This window comes from Streptomyces sp. NPDC004539, from assembly GCF_040610055.1.
Classification (GTDB): domain Bacteria; phylum Actinomycetota; class Actinomycetes; order Streptomycetales; family Streptomycetaceae; genus Streptomyces.
Genome location: NZ_JBEXLS010000005.1, coordinates 521412 through 539479 on the forward strand (window position 1 = coordinate 521412; position 18068 = coordinate 539479).

General features: G+C 75.4%; 8 protein-coding genes. 3 read left to right on the plus strand and 5 right to left on the minus strand.

Going from position 1 to position 18068, the window contains the following annotated elements; all coding sequences use genetic code 11:
* The first annotated feature begins 55 nt into the window (after positions 1-55).
* Genes ABZX85_RS14105 through ABZX85_RS14115 form a run of 3 tightly spaced genes read left to right on the plus strand, consistent with a single transcriptional unit; the run spans position 56 to position 7009 of the window.
* Positions 56-1222: an AAA family ATPase gene (locus tag ABZX85_RS14105; RefSeq protein ID WP_355866646.1), complete on the plus strand. Its 1167-nt coding sequence runs from the start codon at positions 56-58 to the stop codon at positions 1220-1222.
* Positions 1219-5205: a DUF5682 family protein gene (locus tag ABZX85_RS14110; RefSeq protein ID WP_355866649.1), complete on the plus strand. Its 3987-nt coding sequence runs from the start codon at positions 1219-1221 to the stop codon at positions 5203-5205. Before ABZX85_RS14105 ends, ABZX85_RS14110 begins: the two co-directional genes overlap by 4 nt.
* A gap of 28 nt (positions 5206-5233) precedes the next feature.
* Entirely contained in the window at positions 5234-7009 is a 1776-nt protein-coding gene (locus ABZX85_RS14115) for a hypothetical protein (RefSeq protein WP_355866652.1), read from the plus strand.
* A 6-nt stretch (positions 7010-7015) separates the two neighbouring features.
* On the opposite strand, the gene ABZX85_RS14120 is transcribed toward ABZX85_RS14115, so the two are convergent.
* From ABZX85_RS14120 to ABZX85_RS14140, 5 genes are all read right to left on the minus strand, one after another.
* Entirely contained in the window at positions 7016-9148 is a 2133-nt protein-coding gene (locus tag ABZX85_RS14120) for a hypothetical protein (protein ID WP_355866655.1), read from the minus strand.
* A 218-nt stretch (positions 9149-9366) separates the two neighbouring features.
* A complete protein-coding gene (locus ABZX85_RS14125) occupies positions 9367-9966 on the minus strand; it encodes a hypothetical protein (RefSeq protein WP_355866660.1) in 600 nt (199 codons plus the stop codon).
* Between the two features lie 335 nt (positions 9967-10301).
* Positions 10302-12788, minus strand: a complete 2487-nt coding sequence (locus ABZX85_RS14130) for a penicillin acylase family protein (RefSeq protein WP_355866663.1) — start codon at positions 12786-12788, stop codon at positions 10302-10304.
* Complete coding sequence (locus tag ABZX85_RS14135; protein ID WP_355866665.1) at positions 12775-14037, minus strand: MFS transporter; 1263 nt, start codon at positions 14035-14037, stop codon at positions 12775-12777. The genes ABZX85_RS14130 and ABZX85_RS14135 overlap by 14 nt, the downstream gene beginning before the upstream one ends.
* A complete protein-coding gene (locus ABZX85_RS14140) occupies positions 14034-18035 on the minus strand; it encodes an amino acid adenylation domain-containing protein (RefSeq protein ID WP_355866668.1) in 4002 nt (1333 codons plus the stop codon). The genes ABZX85_RS14135 and ABZX85_RS14140 overlap by 4 nt, the downstream gene beginning before the upstream one ends.
* Between the last annotated feature and the right edge of the window lie 33 nt (positions 18036-18068).

Here is an 18068-nt window from a genome sequence, read left to right on the forward strand (position 1 = left end):
TCGACCAACGCCCTTTCGACCGACTTCCTGTCGACGCTACGGAAAGAACCCGACGATGACCGACACGCTCACCTCCGCCCCTCGTCAGGTGGTGCCGCCCGAGGAGCGGTACGCCGAGGAGCTGGCGTTCCTCGCCACGTACGACGGCGGGGCGCGGCCTCCCGGCTGGCTGCTGACGCCCCGCGCGGTCGTCACGTTCGTGATGGGCAGCGGCGGACAGGCGCTGAAGGTGCCCGAGGGGGCCGACGTGCCCCCGGGGGTGCCCCGGCGGCTCGTCGTGGAGGGGAAGTTCGTCGGGGAGCGGGCGCTCGTCGAGCGGTGTGTCGTGACGCTCGCCGGGGAGCGCGGGCTGCTGCTCGTCGGGGAGCCCGGTACCGCGAAGTCGCTGCTGTCCGAGCTGCTGGCCGCCGCCGTGTGCGGGACCAGCGGGCTGGTGGTGCAGGGGACCGCCGGGACGACGGAGGACCAGCTGAAGTACGGCTGGAACTACGCCCTGTTGCTGGCGCAGGGGCCGAGCGCGGGCGCGCTCGTGCCGTCGCCGGTGCTGACCGCGATGCGGCGGGGCGGGATCGCCCGGGTCGAGGAGGTCACCCGCTGTCTGCCCGAGGTCCAGGACTCCCTGGTCTCGCTGCTCTCAGAGCGCCGGATCGCCGTTCCCGAACTCGCGGGCACGGACGCCGCGTTGGCGCACGCCGCGCCCGGGTTCAGCCTGATCGCCACCGCGAACCTCCGGGACAAGGGGGTCTCCGAGATGTCCGCCGCCCTCAAGCGGCGCTTCAACTTCGAGACGGTCGGCCCGATTCCCGACCTCGACGCGGAGGTCGCGCTCGTGCGCCGGCAGGCCCGCGCGTCGGTGGAGCGGGCGGGGGCGCCGTTCCGGGTGGACGACGCGGTCGTGGAGGCGCTGGTGACGGCGTTCCGGGATCTGCGGGAGGGACGGTCCGCCGAGGGGTGGGAGGTCGAGCGGCCGTCCACGGTGATGAGTACGGCCGAAGCGGTCGCCGTGGCGGGGGCGTTGGGGCTCGCCGCCGCGTACTTCCCCGGTGACCGGGACGTGCTGGGGCTGCTGCCGGGGCATCTGCTGGGCGTCGTCCGCAAGGACGACCCGTCCGACGCGGCACGGCTGCGGGGGTACTGGGACGGGCCGGTGCGGCGGCGGGCGGAGCAGGGCGCGGCCACCTGGCGGACGTTGTGGGAGCTGCGGGGGGTGCTGGAGGGGTGAGTGCTGTCGACGTGCGGCCCGAGGACGCGCTCGCCGCGCTGACCGATCCCGACGGTCCCTATCTCATCGGGGTCCGGCATCACGCGCCGTCGCTGGCCGCCGCCGTGCCGGCGCTGCTGGCGGCGGCCCGGCCGGATGTGCTGCTGGTGGAGCTGCCGGGCGAGTTGCAGGAGTGGGTGCCGTGGCTGGCCCACGAGGACACCGTCGCGCCGGTCGCGCTGGCGGCCGTGCCGGAGGGCGGGGCGTCGGGGCCCGCGTTCTATCCGTTCGCCGACTTCTCGCCGGAGCTGGCTGCCGTGCGGTGGGCGGCCCGGCACGGGGTGCCGGTCGTGGCGTGCGATCTGCCGTTGCGGGAGCGGGGGTTCGACGGGGCCGAGGGGTCGGGGGGCTCCGGTCTCGTGGGGGCGCTGCGGTCCCGGCTGACCGGACGAAACGGGGACGACCTGTGGGACCGGCTCGTCGAGGCCACCGCCCCCGGCTCTCCCCCGGAGGCGGTGCGGCGGGCCGCGCTGCTGACGGGGTGGGCACTGCGGGCGGACACGGAGGGTGCGGACGGGGGTGTCTCCGAAGGGGATCTCGCGCGCGAGCGGTGGATGCGGAAGTGTCTCGCCGAGGCGACCTCGCGGGGGGAGCGGGCGGCTGTGGTGGTGGGGGCGTTCCACGCGCCCGCGCTGGTGGGGGGCGGTGCGGTCGAGACGGGGAGCGGTGCGGTCGAGGCGCGGGACGGTTCGGTCGAGGCGCGGGACGGTTCGGTCGAGGCGCGGGACGGTTCGGTCGAGGCGGGAAGTGGTGCGGTCGAGGCGGGGAGCGGGCTGCCGGGGTCTGCCCCGGTGGCCTCCCCCGGCGGGTGGATCACCTCCCTCATCCCCTACACCTACGCCCTGCTCGACGAGCGGTCCGGGTATCCCGCCGGGATCAGGGACCCCGAGTGGCAGCACCGGGTGCTGGCGGCCGGTGGGGAGCCGGCGGTGCTGGAGGAGGCGTTGGTGCGGGCCTCGGTGGAGGTGTGTGCGGCACTGCGGGAGTCCGGGCATCCGTCGGGGCCCGCCGACGCGCGGGAGATCGTGCGGGTCGCCGTGGATCTGGGGCGGCTGCGGGGGCTGCCGGCCGCCGGGCGGGGGGAGTTGGTGGAGGCCGTGCAGTCCGTGCTGGCCCAGGGGGAGCCGTACGGGAGGGGGCGGGCCGTCGCGCGGGCCATGGAGCGGGTGCTCGTCGGGGAGCGCGTGGGGCGGGCCGCTCCGGGGGCGCCGCGCAGCGGGCTGGGGCCGTCCGTCGAGACCGAGGTGGCGGCGCTGGGCCTGCCGGGACCCGAGCGGACGGTCGCGGCGGCGCGGGATCTGCGGCTCGATCCGCTGCGGTCCCGGCTCGACCGGCGCCGGGAGGTGCTGCTCGTCCGGCTGGAAGTGTGCCGGGTGCCGTACGGCGAGCGCAAGGAGGTCGTCGGCACGGGCGGGGGTGCGGCGTTGACGTCCCGGTGGGAGGTGCGGTGGACGCCGGCGACCGCCGCGATGCTGACGGCGGCCGGGATGCGTGGGGTGACCGCCGCGCAGGCCGCCGAGGGGGTGCTGCGGGAGCGGTGGCGGGCCGAGACCGAGGCGGGCGGGGCGACGGCCGCGCAGGTGCTGCGAGGATTGGAGGAGGCTGCGGAGTGCGGGCTCGTGGAGTTGGCGGAGGAGCGGCTCGACGAGGTCGGGGAGGTGCTGCCGGGGGCCGGTACGTTGAGTGAACTCCTCGCGGGGCTCGGGTTGTTGGACCGGTTGCGGGCGGGGCATGTGCCGGGGCTGGAGGGGGACGCGGGGGACGGACCGGGGGCGCGGGAGGGACTCGCGCGGGAAGCGGCGGAGGGCCGTACGCGGGACGCGCGGGCGCGTCGTGTCGCCAAGTCTGTCGCCGTGGCGGAGGCGTTGACGGCTGCCGCCGTGCGGCAGGTGGACGGGTTGGTCGGGTCGGAGGAGGTGGAGGACGCGCGGGGGCTGCTGGAACTGGCGCATCGGGCCGACGAGTTGGGTGGGATTCGGCTGGGTGAGGCGCTGGCGCGGCTCGCCGGGGAGGGGTCGCCGTTGATGCGGGGGGCCGCCGGGGGTGTGCGGGTGCTGTTGGGGCACGAGGAGGCGGCGGGGTTCGGGGAGCGGGTCGGGTCGTGGGTGGACTCCGCCGTCGACGGGCCGGGGCGGGCCGCGTTGACCGGGCGGCTGACGGGGCTGTTCACCGTCGCCGGGCCGTTGCTGGAGGCCGCGGGCGCCTCGCTCGAACCGTTGCTGGAGCGGGTGTCGACGCTGCCGGACCGGGATTTCCTCGATCGGCTGCCCGCGTTGCGGGGTGGGTTCGAGACGTTGAGCCCTGCGGCGCGGGAGCGGTTGCTCTCGGTGGTGGAGGAGCGGGTGGGGGGCTCGCGGGTCGGGGAGGCGGGGGCGTCGGCGGCGTGGGTGGCGGCGGATCTCGCGGCTCGGGAGGGGTTGCGGGGGTGGGGGCTGCTGCCGGGGGTGGTGGAGACGGCGCCGGTCGCGGCACAGGCGTCGGCCCTCGCGGAGATCCCGGCCACGGAGCAGGTGCCGGCCCTCGCCGAGTTCCCGGCCACGGAGCAGGGGGCGGCCTCCGCAGTGGTCACGACACCGGCCCCCGTGGATTCCTCGGCCCCGCAGCCGGACACGGCTCCGACAGCCGCACCGACCCCGGCCCCGGTCACGGTCACGGTCGGGTCAACGGAGCCGGTGCGGCACACGGACGCGGGTGCGGATGCACATGCGGACGCCGATGCCGACACCGGTGCGGACGCCAATGCCGGCACCGATACCGATGCGGATGCGGACTCCGGTGCCAATGCCGGTGCCGACGCCGATACTGATGCCGACCACGGCGTACATCCCCCCTCCCCCCGCCCCCACCTCGACCTCTCCCCCGCCACCCGCTGGCGCCTCCTCCTAGGCCGCACCGGCGATCAACTCCCCGCTCACGCGGCCCGGTTGGCGACGGCGCTCGACGAGTTGTACGGGAGCGGCCGTGGGGAAGGGAGCCGGGGCCGGATCGGTGGAGGCGGGCGGGAGGTCGCGTACCCCGGGGCCCGGGAGTGGGCCGAGGAGCTGGCCGTGCTGTTCGGGGCCGGGGTCCGGGAGGAGGTGCTGGCCGCCGCCGTCGCGGCCGGTCGGAGTGACGTCGTCGAGGAGCTGGACGCCGGTCAGGTACGCCCGTCCGTCGAGCTGTTGCGGACGGTGCTGCGGCACGCGGGCGGCCTCCCGGAGGCACGGATCGCGGCGCTGCGGCCCCTGGTGCGCCGGCTCGTGGAGGAGCTGGCGCGAGAGCTGGCGACCCGGCTGCGCCCGGCGTTGCACGGCACGGTCGTCGCCCGCCCCAGCCGGCGGCCGGGCGGCGGACTGGACCTCGCCCGGACCCTGCGGGCGAACCTCGCGAGCGCCCGCGTCGGGGCGGACGGCGTCGTCCAGGTGATCCCGGAGCGCCCGGTGTTCAGGACGCGGGCGCGGCGGTCGGCGGACTGGCGGCTGATCCTGGTCACCGACGTCTCGGGGTCCATGGAGGCGTCCACGATCTGGGCGGCGCTCACCGCGTCCGTCCTGGCCGGGGTGCCGACGCTGGAGACGCACTTCCTCGCGTTCTCCACGGAGGTCATCGACCTCACCGGCCATGTCGGCGACCCCCTCTCGCTGCTCCTCGAAGTGAGCGTCGGCGGCGGTACGCACATCGCCGCCGGTCTGCGGCACGCGCGGGAGCTGGTGACCGTGCCGTCACGGACACTCGTGGTCGTCGTCAGCGACTTCGAGGAGGGGTATCCGCTGGGCGGACTCCTCGCGGAGGTACGGGCGTTGGTCGGGGCGGGCTGTCATGTGCTGGGGTGCGCGAGCCTCGACGACGCCGGGCGGCCCCGCTACTCGACAGGTGTGGCGGGGCAGTTGGTGGCGGCCGGGATGCCGGTCGCCGCGTTGAGTCCGATGGAGCTGGCCCGTTGGGTGGGCGAGAAGATTGCGTAGCGGGGAGATCGCGTTGGACCAGGGCCGGATGGCGTCTCAACTGCCGCCCGTCGTACCGTCGGTGACCGCCGAGCTGGTGGAACGGCTGTCGCCCCGGCTGCGGAAGCGGCTGGACGCGGGGGTCGCGAAGCTGGCGGGGCGGCCGGTGAGTGCGGACGGGGACGGGGGGAGCGTACGGGTCGCCGTCGACGACGAGACGGATCTTCGACTCACCCTCTCCGGTGGGGTGGTGGGGAGTGCGGACGCGATCCACTGCGGGTGTCTGCTCGCGCCGGACTGTCTGCACCGGGCCGCCGTGGCGTCGTTGGCGCCGGTCGCGCAGGAGCAGGCCGTCACCGAGCAACGGCCGGGCGCCGTCGCGGAGCCGGAGAGCCCGGCGGCCGTGGAGCCGCCGGAGTCCCCCGACGACGCCTCCGTCCACGCCGCCCGTGCCCTCTTCGACGCTGCCGCCGCCGTCCTCGACGCCGGGACGGACGGCGCCGGGGCCGTGCTCCAGGCGGAGTTGCTGCGGGCGGCGCACGGCGCGCGGCTGGCGGGGCTGCACCGGGCCGCCGCCGCGGCGGTGTCCGTCGTGAACGGGGTGCGGGCCGCGCGCGCCGGGGACGCCGGGTACCGACTCGGGGATCTCCAGGGGGCGTTGCGCGAGGTGCTGGGGGTGGCGTACCGGCTTCCGGCGGCCACGGGCGGGGAGTTGACCGAACTGCGGGGGCGGGCCCGGCAGTCGTACACGCCCGAGGGGTCCTTGCGGCTGTACGGGGTGTTCTGCGAGCCGGTGTCGACGGCCACCGGGTACGCCGGGGTCGTCACCTGGGTCGCCGACGCGGACGGGCGGCTGTACACCGTGTCCGACGTGGCGCCGGGCGGGGTGTCGCGGGCGGCGGGGGCGGTCGAGCGGACCGTCCGGCTCGGTGACACCGCCCTGACGCACCGGGAGTTGGCGTCCGCCGGGCTCGCGGTGTCGGGGGCGACCGTCTCGCCGTCCGGGCGGTTGGGGGCGGGTGCGGGGGTGCGGGCCGTACGAGTGTCCGGGGCCGGGTGGGACGCGGCTCCGCTGGACGCGTTGTGGCGGGTGCCGGTCGGGGAGCAGGTCGCCCGGGCGCTCGACGGTTCGGCGCACGACCTGCTGTTCCTCGACGCGGTGATCGTGGGGGCGGTGCGGGAGGCGGGCGGGGACTGGCTGCTGGCCGACTGCGGCGGGGTGACGGTGCGGCTCGGGGTCGCCCATGACGATCCCGGGCTGCCCTGCCGGGACAACCTGCGGGTGCTCGCGGGGGCGGTGGGGGCCGCGGTGCGGGTCGTGGGGCGGCTGGTGGCGGGGGTGGATGCCCGGGTGGAGCTGCTGGCGGTGTCGGTCGAGGGGGGAGTGCGGGTGGGTGTGGGGGTGGAGCGGCTCCAGCGGGTGGACGTGCTGGGGCGGGACGGTGCGGCCGAGGAGGTGGACCGGGACGCGCGGGCCCCCCAGAGCGTGCCGGAGGTCGGCGAGGCTCCGTCGTACCTGCTGCGGCGTCGGCTCGCCCAGGCCGTCACCGGTGGCCGGCGGGTCCTCTCCGTCCCCGGCGGGGTCGCCCGGGACGTCCGGGCCCTGCGGGACGCCGGGCTCGGTACGGCGGCGGACCTGCTGCACGCGCTGGACGCCGGCGCCGGGGAGCGGGAGCGGGACGCGTTCGGGCGGCTGCTCCCTGCCGACCCGGGCGGCTTCGCGCGGGTGTGGCTGGCTGGCGCGCTGTACGGGGTCGGGGTGGACCGGGCGTTGTGCGCGGCGGCCTGGGGGGTGGCGGCACGGGAGGGGGCGAGCGTGCTGTGAGGGAGGTCAGGCGTCCCGCCCGGGAAGCGGCGGGGCGGCGTTCGGCACGAACGCCCCCCACCCCCCGTCCGCCGCCCGCCCGCACTCCACGTCCGCGATGAGCCGCAGCAGCGCCGCCGTGCCCTGCGGTGCGTCGATCCGGGTGTCGATCGTGGCGAGCGCCCGCCGCGCCCGGTGCCGGCTGCGGGACGGATGGGTGGGGTGGTCGGTGACGGCGAGGGCGTAGCGGGCGAGGAGGGTCGCCCAGGAGTCGGCCGCCACGCCGGGGATGCAGAGCGCGCGGTGCGCGGTGCGCCGGGCCGTACGCGGCGACCGGTACGACTGGACGATCGCCAGCGCCGCAAGGCTGACCGTCGGCGAGGGGCCGCCGGGTGCGCCGGGCGGGATCAGGTCGGCGGCCTGCGCGAAGCAGGACTCGGCCACGCCGAGGGAGCCGTCCCGCCAGGCCAGCACCCCTTCGACATGGGCGATACGGCCGACCGTGGCGTCGTCGCCCGCGAGGACCGCGCCGGTCCAGGCCCGCCCGAGGAGTTCCCGGGCCGGCTCGGGATCACCGGTGCCGAGCCAGGCCGTCAGCCAGCGGGCGCGCGGCAGTACGGGACTGTCGGCCTCGACCAGCGGCAGCAGCCGGCGGAGCTGGGCGTACCCCTGCGCCGCGTGCCCGTGGACGGCCCACCAGAACCAGAGGCTGACGACCGTCTCCAGCGCCCCCTCGGCCTGCCCGGGACGCGAGCGGGCCCGGCGGACGAGCGCCGCCAGGTCGTCGTACTCCTCCCGGACGAGCCGGACCGCCTGCCGCTGCTGGCCGTTGGCCCACAGGTTCTCCGCGACGGCCGCGACCCTGCGGTAGTGCAGGGCGTGCCGGTCGAGCGCGACCGTCGACTCGCCCGCCTCCCGCAGGCGTTCGGCGCCGAAGTCGCGGGCGGCGCGGGTCATCCGGTAGCGGGAGGGCCGTACGCCGCCGGGCTCGCCCAGTGTCTCCAGTACGCCCGATGCCGCCAACTGGGCGAGCAGTCCCGGGACTTGGTGGGGTTCGACGCCGGAGCCGGCGCAGAGGAAGACGGCCGTCGGCTCGGTGAAGGAGCCCGCGAAGACGCTGGCGCGCGCCCACACGACCCTCGACTCCCGTTCGCACAGCCGGTATCCGGCGCCGACCGCGTCCCGCAGGGAGCGATGTCTGCGGGGGCCGGGGTGGGGGCCGGTGAGCCAGCACTGGTCGCGTTCGAGGCGGGCGGCGAGGTCGGTGACGGAGTGCCGGGTGAGCTGGCCGGCGGCGAGTTCGATGGCGAGGGGGACGCCTTCGAGGAGCCGGCAGATCCGTTCGGCCGCCGCCAAGCCGTCGTCGCCGTACCGCAGTTCGCGGCCCGTGGCGCTGCTGCCCCGTTCGAGGAACAGCTCCACCGCCGGGCCGGTCAGCCCCAACGCGCCCAGCCTCAGCACGTGTTCCTCGCCGAGACCGAGGGCGCGGCGCGCGGTGACGAGGACCTTCAGCGCCGGGAGCGCCATGAGGAGTCCCTGGACGAGGCCGACGCACTCGGCGTGGACGGGGTCGACGCCGTCGAGGACGAGGAGGGGGTGCGGGAGGGCGCGGAGGGCGGCGACGGGGTCGGGGGTGCCGGGCGCGGGGGCGTCAGGGGTGGGGACACCAGGGACGGGGGCGTGAGGTGCGGGGTCAGGGGTGTGCCGGAGGTCCGGGTTCCGGGAGTGCTCCGGCGTACGCGGGGAGCGGGGGGCCACGAGGCCGCCCGTCGGGCTGTCGGGTTGTACGACCGCCTCCGCCTGCCGCACACCACCGACACCACCGCCGACATCACCGCCGGCACCATCACCGACACCCCCCGCACCGCTCACCCTCCACGCCACCCGAGCCACCCGTTCCGCCAGCCCGCCGTCGCCGCCTTCCCCGCCCTCCCCCACCCACACCACGGCCCCCGCCTCCACCACCGCCGCGACCAGCCTGCTCTTGCCCATCCCCGCCGCGCCCGTCACCGTCACCAGCCGGTGTCCCGCGAGCGCCGCGCGCAGGTGTGTCAGTTCCGTCTCCCGGCCGAGCAGACCTCCGTCGACCGGTCGACCGCGCCGGGGCGCGGGCAGGGTCCCGGGGGTCTCGGCACATGTCCACACGTCGTAACTCTCCATACCGTGACCTGCGTGTTCGCGAGCGTGACAGCAGAGAACCGGGGTCGGGAGCCGATCGGCGGCCCGGTTGCAGAACCGTCACTGCACTGCTGTCACGGAACCCCAACGCGCCACCCTCGCGCCGGGTGGCGCCGCTGCGGAGGGGATCACACGGGCCGATGAACGGGCGAACGCGCGAGCGAATGGACGGCGCCCGGCGTGGGCGCCCCCGGTCCCGCTCAGCAGCCGTTGACCTCGCTCCGCCGTACCGTGATGCTGTCGCCGTGCCGCGTGTCGGCGTCAGGGGGCAGGGCCGTGTTGCGCAGCCCGAGCATCGAGGTGCCGTCGCCGTGCGGGGCGAGGTGGCGGCCCTGGTAGTCCGTGGCGTCGAGGAGGTAGTCGGACACCCGGACCGGTACGGGTACCGCGAAGATCTCGAAGACCGCCCCGGTCTGTTCCTCCGCGCCCACCTGCGTCTTGAGGTTCCACGTGCCGGTCGTGGCGGACACCTTCGCCTCACCGAAGAGGGTGTAGGCGTCCTCGGTGGCGACGCGTCCGACGAGCCACAGCCGGTAGCCGTCGGCGAGCCGGGAGCGTCCCCGGAACTCGGGGCAGAGGCCGATCTCGACCTGCGCGTCGCCACGGGCGGCGGGCTGTTCGAACGTGACGAAGAGGTCCTCGCGCCTGGCGGACGAGACCCCGGACGAGACCTCGGACGAGGCTCTCGTCGCGGAGCCGGAGGGGGTGGCGTCCGGCTGCCCGCCGCCGAGCATGCCCGTCAACACCGGTACCAGTACGGCGAGTCCGCCGAATCCCCCGAGCGCGGCGACCGCACCCACGGCCTTCCCCCATCGGCCGCCACCTCCGGGCTGCCGTTCGGGGTCCGTGCCAGCCGCTACGACGTCTCCTCCGTCGGGAGAGACCTCTCCGGGGGAAGAGACCCCGTCCGCCCCCTCCGACGCCCTGCCGGACTGCTCGGCCACTGACCCCACCCCCACGCTGGTCCCGGACGGCAACTCACGCTGTGCAGAGGCAAGATGACGTCCCTCGCTGTTGCCCGCCCAGTCTCCGTCTCCGGTCTCCACCGCCCCGCCCGTGCCCCCGTGTTTCATCCGAACGGGTCATTTCCGCACCGGCCTCTCCTCAGCCCGACCGCCACTCGCCACCCGCTCGGTCACCGTCGCCGCAGCCGCAGCACGTCCGGTGCCGTCGGGACCAGGGGGACCCGGTGGGCGCGGCCCTCCGTGTGGGACGGGGTCTGGTCGTCGTAGTGGGGGGAGCCGGGGTTGCCGGAGGCGCCGTGGCGGAGGGTGTCCCAGAGGTGGGGGCCGGTCGGGGTGACTTCGGCGACGAAGCGCCAGGGGGCGCCGTCGATGACGGTGCCGGAGGGGGCGGCGGAGGTGAGGGCGACGGTGTGGGAGCTGCCGGCGGCGGGGGTGGAGGGGGTGCCGAAGAGGGCGGGGACGGCGCGGGCGAGGGGGTGCTGGTCGGTGATGCGGTGGACCCGGTCCCAGCGCCAGAGCGCCGGGTCCTCGCCGTGTTCCTGTTCCCGGGCGATCCGGTGGGCCGCTTCCGTGAGGGCTCGGGCGACGATGTCCGGGAGCCGGTCCGGTTCGCCGAGTGCCGTTCTCGCGGCGGGGGTGAGGATCAGGTGGTCGACCTGGAGGGCGGTGTCGGGCATGGCGGCGGCGAGGTCCGCGCCCAGCCTGGTGCCGATCCAGTGGTCGGCGAGGGCTTGGGTGAGCCGGAAGAACACCAGGGGGGCGGCGAGGTGGCCGTACGCGTGGCCGTCCCATGCGGCGAGGAGCCGGTGGCAGGCGGCGGTGAGCCGGTCGTCCGTCGGGGGTGCCTGGTCGAGGGCGTCGAGGAGGGTGGGGAGGATACGGCGGGCCCGGCCGTCGAGGACGTCGGACTGCCAGCGGACACAGTCGGCGGCGGTGACCCCGGCCGACCCCTCGACCCCGGCGGGCCCCTCGACCCCGGCGCGTCCCTCGACCCCGGCCAGCCCCTCAACCCCGGTCGGCCCCTCAGCCCCGTCCCCCTCCCCGATCAACTCCCCGTCCGGCTCCCCACTCGCCTCCCCGATCAACTCCTCGATCCGCTCAGCCCGATAAGGCGCCAGCCAGTCCACCCCCACATCGGGCCCCACCCCCTCAGGCAGCAGCCGATGGTTGGCCGAGACCACGTACCCGTCGTCCGGATCGACCGTCTCGGGAAGCTCGTCGAAGGACAGGAACCCCTCCCAGGACCGGCTCACCTGCTCGAACGTCCCCGGCACGGTCCCACTGCTGCCAGGCACCCGGCGGGGGACGTTCCCCGCGGTCTTGAGGGCGATCGTGCCGTGCCGGTCCGCGACGACGACGTTGAGGACGGGCACGCCGAACGCCCGCAGGGACTCCCGGAACCCGGCGTGGCCGGGGGCCCGCCACATGTCCTGGCACGCGGCGAGCTCCGCCGACGGCTCGAAGCCGCTCCAGAACAGGCCGTACCGGCGCTCGTCCGTGCCCGGCGGACCGACTTCGACCCACCGGTCACCACCGCCCGCCCGGACCCGGACGGACGCCGTGCCCCGTACGACGATCTCGCTCTCCTCGGACCAGGCCACGGACGCGTCGGGCGGCAGGACGCACAAGTCCTGTGTGTCCACGGTGGCGTTGGTGATGCCCCAGGCGAGATGGCGGCCCGCGCCGGCGATGAGGCCGGGGATTCCGGGGACGGTGACCCCGTAACCGTTCTCCCCCGGCAGGCCGAGGCCCGTCTGATACCAGAGGCTGGGCCGGGTGAGGACGATGTGCGGGTCGTTGGCGAGCAGCGGATGCCCGGACGCCGTACGCGCCCCCGACACGGCCCAGGCGTTGGAGCCGAGCGGCCGGTCCCCGTCGAGCAGCACGTCCAGCCAGGCACGGGAGCCGGGCGGAAGCGGCACACCGGACGAAGCCTGTCCGTCCGGTGACGCCTGTCCGCCGGGCGTCACCTGTCCACCGAAGCGCGCCTCCCCGCCCCGCGACACGGACCCCTCGCCCGCCGACAGCCCGTCCCGGACCGTGACCGCCCCGCCCTCCGGGTACTTCGGGGCCGTGAAGGCCCCCGCATGCTCAGGGTGTTCACGTGCGAGCCTGGCCCGGAACACCTCGTGCCCGAGGTTGCGCCCGAGGTCGAACCCGAGGTGTTTGACGACGGCGAGGGAGTCGACGGGCGTCCACGGCTCGGGGCGGTACCGCAGCAGCAGGAACTCCACGGGCAGTGCACCACGCCGCCGCATGCGCCGCACGGCCGCGTTCACGCCGGCGGCGAACGCGGTGAGGTTGGCGTGGTGGCGGGTGGAGAGCAGCGCCTCGGAGCGGCGGGCGGCTCGTACGAGGGCGAGCTCGCGGGCGCGGACGTCCTGGGCGAGCACGGGCGGGCCGAGGATCTCCGCGAGCCGTCCGGCGGCCCTGCGCCGCAGGACGTCCATCTGCCAGAGCCGGTCGCCGGCCTGGGCGTACCCGGCGGCGAAGTACAGGTCGTGTTCGTCGGCGGCCGAGACGAAGGGGACCCCGCGCCGGTCGCGCCGGATCTCGGCGCCCTCCCGCAGCCCGGCCGCCCGCAGGGTGCCCCGGCGGCGCTGGGCGCGCAGGCCGGGCAGCGCGAGGAGGCGGACGCCGCGTTCACGCCACGTCATCGGCGTGCTCCTCGCTCTTCGGGGCGGGCGGCTGGGCGAGGCCGGGTATCCGGCGGCCGACGATGAGGTAGATGAGGACGCTGAGCACGGCGAACGAGCCGACGCCGAGGAACATGACGGTGCCGTCGTAGGCGGCGAGGAGGAGTCCGCCGGTATAGGGGCCGACGAAGACGCCGAGCTGGGCGAAGGTCTGCGCGCCGAAGTAGGCGCCGCGCCGCTCCTCGGGGGCGATCCGGTCGATGAGCGCGAACTCGGCGGGGTAGATGAGGATCTCGCCGAGCGAGAAGACGACCATCGAGGTGACGAAGTGCCAGGTCGTCTCCGAGAAGGCGAAGCCGGCCATGCCGGCGACGGTCAGCAGGCCGCCCGCGGTGAGGGAGGTGAGGGGGCTGCGTCCCTCCATGAGCCGGGTGGCGCCGAGCTGGAGGGCGACCACGGTCACGGCGTTCGCGGTGAGCACGTACCCGAGGATCGTGGTGCCGTCGGTGAAGCCGGTCGAGAGGTGCTGGGCGAGCAGCGAGGAGATCCTGCCGTGCACGGCCTCCAGGAGGAGTCCGGCGACGATGAGGCAGAGCAGCCGTTTGTCGGTGGCGGCCACCTTCGCGCTGTCCGCGAGCCCTTTCAGGACGCTCCCGAAGAGCTGGTCCTCCTCGCGCCGGGCGGTCGCGGCGGCGGGGGCCCCGCCGAGCAGGAGGAGCGTGCCGAGCCCGGCGAGGTAGACGCCGTATCCGGCCGCGCCGACGAGGAACGCCGAGCGGTCGCCCGCGAGCCCGACGGCCGCGCCGACGACCGGCCCGACCGCGAAGCCCATGTTGACGGCCATGTACTGGTAGGAGAACCACTTCACGCGCCGCTCCGGCGGCAGCAGGTCGCCGAGCAGCGCCTTGCCGACGGGTCCGAAGGCGCTGCTGCTGAGGGCCATCGTCGCGTTGAAGGTGAACACGGCGAGCACGCCGTGGCTGTGGTAGAGGCCGATGAAGGAGCCGATCACGCCCAGCAGGGAGACCAGCAGCAGCCGGGTCCGGCCGAGGAGGTCGGAGAGCGAGCCGCCGACGAACCCGGCGAAGACGGAGAAGAACACCGACGAACCGATGATGAAGCCGATCATGCCCGGCTGGAGCCCGAGTTCCCGGTGCAGGAACACCGCCAGGAACGGGACGGTGACCGAGTTGGCGAGGCTCATGACGCCGGAGCCGGCCACCAGCGCCTTGGCGAGCGGGGGCGGGGCCGGTGTCGGGGTGGGGGTCATCTGGCGGGCGCGCCCTTCGCTGGTGCGGATGCGGTGTCGTGGCGGGTGAGGAAGTCACGGACGAGTACGGCGAGCCGGGCCGCGTGCGGACCGCGCAGCATGCCCTCGTGGTCGGCGTCGAGGCGGACGGTGCGCAGGGTGCCGGGCAGGTGGCGGGTCCAGTCGCCCTCGGCGCGCGGGCCGCCGGGGCGGTCAGCGCGGACGAGGAGCGCGGGGTGGTGCGCGGGGCGCGGGGCGGGCCAGGGGACGCGGCTCATCCGCAGGTAGGTGTCGAGGGCCGGTTCGAGTCCGCCGTCGAGGAGTTCCAGAGCCTCGGGTCCGACGGCGTCGGCGGCCTGTTTCAGGACGTCGGCTCTGGACGTCGTCCGCAGGAGGTGGCCGAGGTCGGTGTCGCGGTGGCGCAGGAGCGCGGGGAAGAGGCCGCCGAGCGTGGCGAGGAAGCCGAGGAACCGTTCGTCGGGGGTGCCGGTGAGTTCGTGTCCCAGGGTGACCGGGTCGAGCGCGTCGAGCAGGACCAGCGCGGCGACCGGGGTGCCGTGGGCGCGCAGGGCCTCGGCGGTGTGGAAGGCGAGGGCGCCGCCGTAGGAGTGGCCGATCAGGTGGACGGGGCGGCCGGGCGCGGTGGCGGCGACGATCCGGGCGCAGTCCGCGGCGAGGGCGTCGGCGGACGGGGTGCCGTCGTGGGCGCGGATCAGGCGGGCGGTGGCGAGGGCGTGGAAGGAGCGGTCCGTGAAGTGGGCGGCGAGCGGGGCGAAGGACTCGGGGAGGCCGAGGATTCCCGGGAGCGCGAACACCGGGGGCGGGCCGTCCGGCCGGTGGCGCAGGCGTAGCAGGGCGGGTCCGGTGTGCGGCGGGAGGGGGAGGGCGCGGGCGGCCGGGTCGGCGGTCAGGCGGGTGAGGAGGTGTCCGAACTCCTGCGCTAGGGAGGCGACGGTGGCGCGGTGGAAGAGCGCGGTGTCGTAGCGCCAGCGCAGCAGGAGTCCGTCGGCGGTCTCGGCGGCGTCGAGCATCAGCTCGGCCTGGGCCGCCGGGGCCGGGGTGTCGAGCGGGGTCACGTCGAGGCCGTCCAGGTCGAGGGGGACGGCCTCGTTGTTCTGGAGGACCAGCATGAGCTGGAACAGGGGGGCGTGGTGCGGGTCGTGCGGCGGGGCGAGGCGTTTGGTGAGGACGGACAGCGGGACGTGCTGGCGCTCCAGGTCGGCGGTGGTCCGCTCGTGGACGCGGGCGAGGAGGTCGCGGAAGGTGGGGGCGCCGTCGAGGCGGACCCGCAGCACGAGCGTGTTGACGAACATGCCGATGACGCCTTCGAGTCCGGCGGCCGGCCGGTTCGCAACGGGGCTGCCGAGCACGATGTCGTCGCTGCCGGAGCGGCGCGACAGCAGGAGCGCGAAGACCGTCTGGAGGAGGCTGAAGAGGGTGACGTTCTCCTCCCGGCACGCCTGCCGGAGTACGGCGGTCCGCGGCCCGTCGACCCGGGTGGTGAGGACGTCGCCCTCGTACGTACGGCGCGGCGCGCGGGGTGCGTCGAGAGGGAGCCGGTGGACGGTGGGGAGTCCGCCGAGCCGGTCCTGCCAGTAGGCGAGGTCGGCCTCGGCGTCCGGTCCGTCGAGCCAGCGCCGCATGCTGTGGGCGTGGTCGGCGTAGGTGTGGGGCAGCGGGGCGAGGGGGCTCGGGGCGTGCGGGTCGCGGCGGAACCGGGCGTACAGGGCGGTGAGTTCGCGGCCGAGGATCGCGTTGGACCAGCCGTCGGTGGCGGCGTGGTGGACGGTCAGGAGCAGGGCGTGCCGGTCGGGTGCCGTGCGGATGAGGCGGACCCTCAGGAGGGGGTCGCGGCTCAGGTCGTAGGGCCGTACGGCTTCCTCGCGCGACAGCCGGGCGAGGTCGGCCCCGGGCCGTTCCTCGGCGGTCAGGCGGACCGGCTGGGCGGGGCGGATCTCCTGGACGACCTCGCCGCCCTCCAGGCGCAGGACGGTCCGCAGCGCGGCGTGCCGGGCCACGGTCTCGGTGAAGGCGCGCTCCAGGGCGCGGACGTCGAGGGCGCCGGTCAGCAGGAGGGTGGTGTGCAGGTGGTAGGCGGGGTCGTCGGGGGCGAGCTGGGCGAGGAAGTACAGGCGCCGCTGGGCGTCGGTGGCGGGGTGGTGGGGGGCGTCGGGGGCTTTGACGACGGTGACGGCCGGCGTCCGGGAGGCGGGGGCGGCGCGGACGAGGGCGGCCAGGGCGTGGACGGTGGGCTCGCGCAGGAAGGCGCGCAGGGGGATCGCGACGTCGAAGCCGGCGCGGACGGCGGCGAGCAGCCGGGTGGCGAGCAGGGAGTGGCCGCCCAGCGCGAAGAAGTCCGCGCCGGGGTCGACGCCGTCGGCGTGCAGCAGTCCGGCGACGAGCGCCGCGATCCGCTCCTCCACCGGGTCGGCCGGCCGGTGCGGTACGGCGGCCCGGGTGAGCGCGGGGGCGGGGAGGGCCTTACGGTCGGCCTTGCCGTTGCGGGTGAGCGGCATCCGCTCCAGGGGCACGATCACGTCGGGGACCATGTACGCGGGCAGGGTCCGGGCCAGGTCCCGCTGCAACTCCCCCGCCTCCACGGGCTGTCGGCCCGCCGGGACGACGTACGCCACCAGGCTGGCGCCCCGGCCGGGCAGCTCGCGGGCGGTGACGGCGGCCTCGGCGACGGCGGGCAGGGCGCTCAACGCCTGTTCGATCTCGCCGAGTTCGATGCGGAAGCCGCGGATCTTGACCTGGTCGTCCTTGCGCCCGTGGTACTCGTACTCGCCGTCCGGCGTCAGCCTGGCCAGGTCTCCGGACCGGTATCCCCTTCCGTGGCCCGGCAGTTGCACGAACCGCTCCCGGTTCAGCTCGGGCCGCTTCAGATAGCCGAGCGCCACACCGGCCCCCGTCACCACGATCTCCCCGATCTCCCCGGCCGCCACCTCCGCGAGATCCTCCCCGACCAGCACGAACCCGTAACCCGGCAGCGGCTTCCCGATCAGCGAGGCGCTCTCCCCCACCTCTCCCGCCCGCACCCGGCGGAAGGTCGCGTGCACGGTCGTCTCGGTGATCCCGTACATGTTGACCAGACCGGGCGCCTCGTCCCCGTACTTCCGCACCCACCCCTCCAGTGCGGAGAACCGCAGCGCCTCCCCGCCGAACACCACCCACCGCAGCGCGATCCGGTCGGTGCAGCGGGCGTCCTCGGCGGCGAACTGCCGGAACCCGGTCGGCGTCTGGCTCAGCACCGTGACCCGCTCGTCCCGCACCAGCCGGCGCAGCGCCTCGGGGTCGGTCACCGTCTCCTTCGGTACGACGACGACACTGCCGCCGCTCAGGAGCGGGGCCCACATCTCCCACACGGAGTAGTCGAAGGCGAAGGAGTGGGCGAGCGTCCACACGTCCTCGGGACGGAACCCGTACAGCCCCTCGCAGGCGGCGAGGAGCGTGAGGAGGTTGCCGTGGGAGACCTGAACTCCCTTGGGACGACCGGTCGTTCCGGAGGTGAAGATGATGTAGGCGCAGGTGTCACGAGTGCTGACGGCCACCGATTTCGCCACCGGCAGCGGATCGTCCACGTAGACGACCGGAACTCCTTCCGGGACCCGGTCCGCCAGCGCCCGGGACGTGATCACGACCGCCGGTTCCGCGTCCTCCACGATCAACTCCAGCCGCGCGGCCGGAGTTTCGGGATCGAGAGGCACGTACGCGCAACCCGCCCGCACCACGGCGAGCGCCGAGGCGACCAACCACGCCGAGCGCTCCAGCAGAATCCCCACCGGACGGCCACCCGCGTCCACGGCAGCCGCCAGACGAGCGGCGGCCTCGTCCAACTGCCGGTAGGTCCAGGTCACTTCACCGTCCCGTACCGCCACCCGGTCCGGGAACGCCGCGAGCGACGCCGCGAACGCGCTCGTCAGGTTCTCCGCCCGGGGCAGGGCGGACGGCCGGGGGGCGCGCGACCGGGGGCGTGGGGCAATGCGGCGGCGGAGCTGTTCCGCGCGGTCGTTCGTCATCGGGTCGTCCCTTCGCTCGTGTCACGCGCCCGG

What these genes read in the sequence shown, in the direction of transcription:
- ABZX85_RS14120 (WP_355866655.1), bottom strand. Translation starts at nt 9,148, where the DNA reads ATGGAGAGTTACGACGTGTGGACATGTGCCGAGACCCCCGGGACCCTG.
- ABZX85_RS14140 (WP_355866668.1), bottom strand. Translation starts at nt 18,035, where the DNA reads ATGACGAACGACCGCGCGGAACAGCTCCGCCGCCGCATTGCCCCACGC.
- ABZX85_RS14115 (WP_355866652.1), top strand. Translation starts at nt 5,234, where the DNA reads ATGGCGTCTCAACTGCCGCCCGTCGTACCGTCGGTGACCGCCGAGCTG.
- ABZX85_RS14135 (WP_355866665.1), bottom strand. Translation starts at nt 14,037, where the DNA reads ATGACCCCCACCCCGACACCGGCCCCGCCCCCGCTCGCCAAGGCGCTG.
- ABZX85_RS14105 (WP_355866646.1), top strand. Translation starts at nt 56, where the DNA reads ATGACCGACACGCTCACCTCCGCCCCTCGTCAGGTGGTGCCGCCCGAG.
- ABZX85_RS14130 (WP_355866663.1), bottom strand. Translation starts at nt 12,788, where the DNA reads ATGACGTGGCGTGAACGCGGCGTCCGCCTCCTCGCGCTGCCCGGCCTG.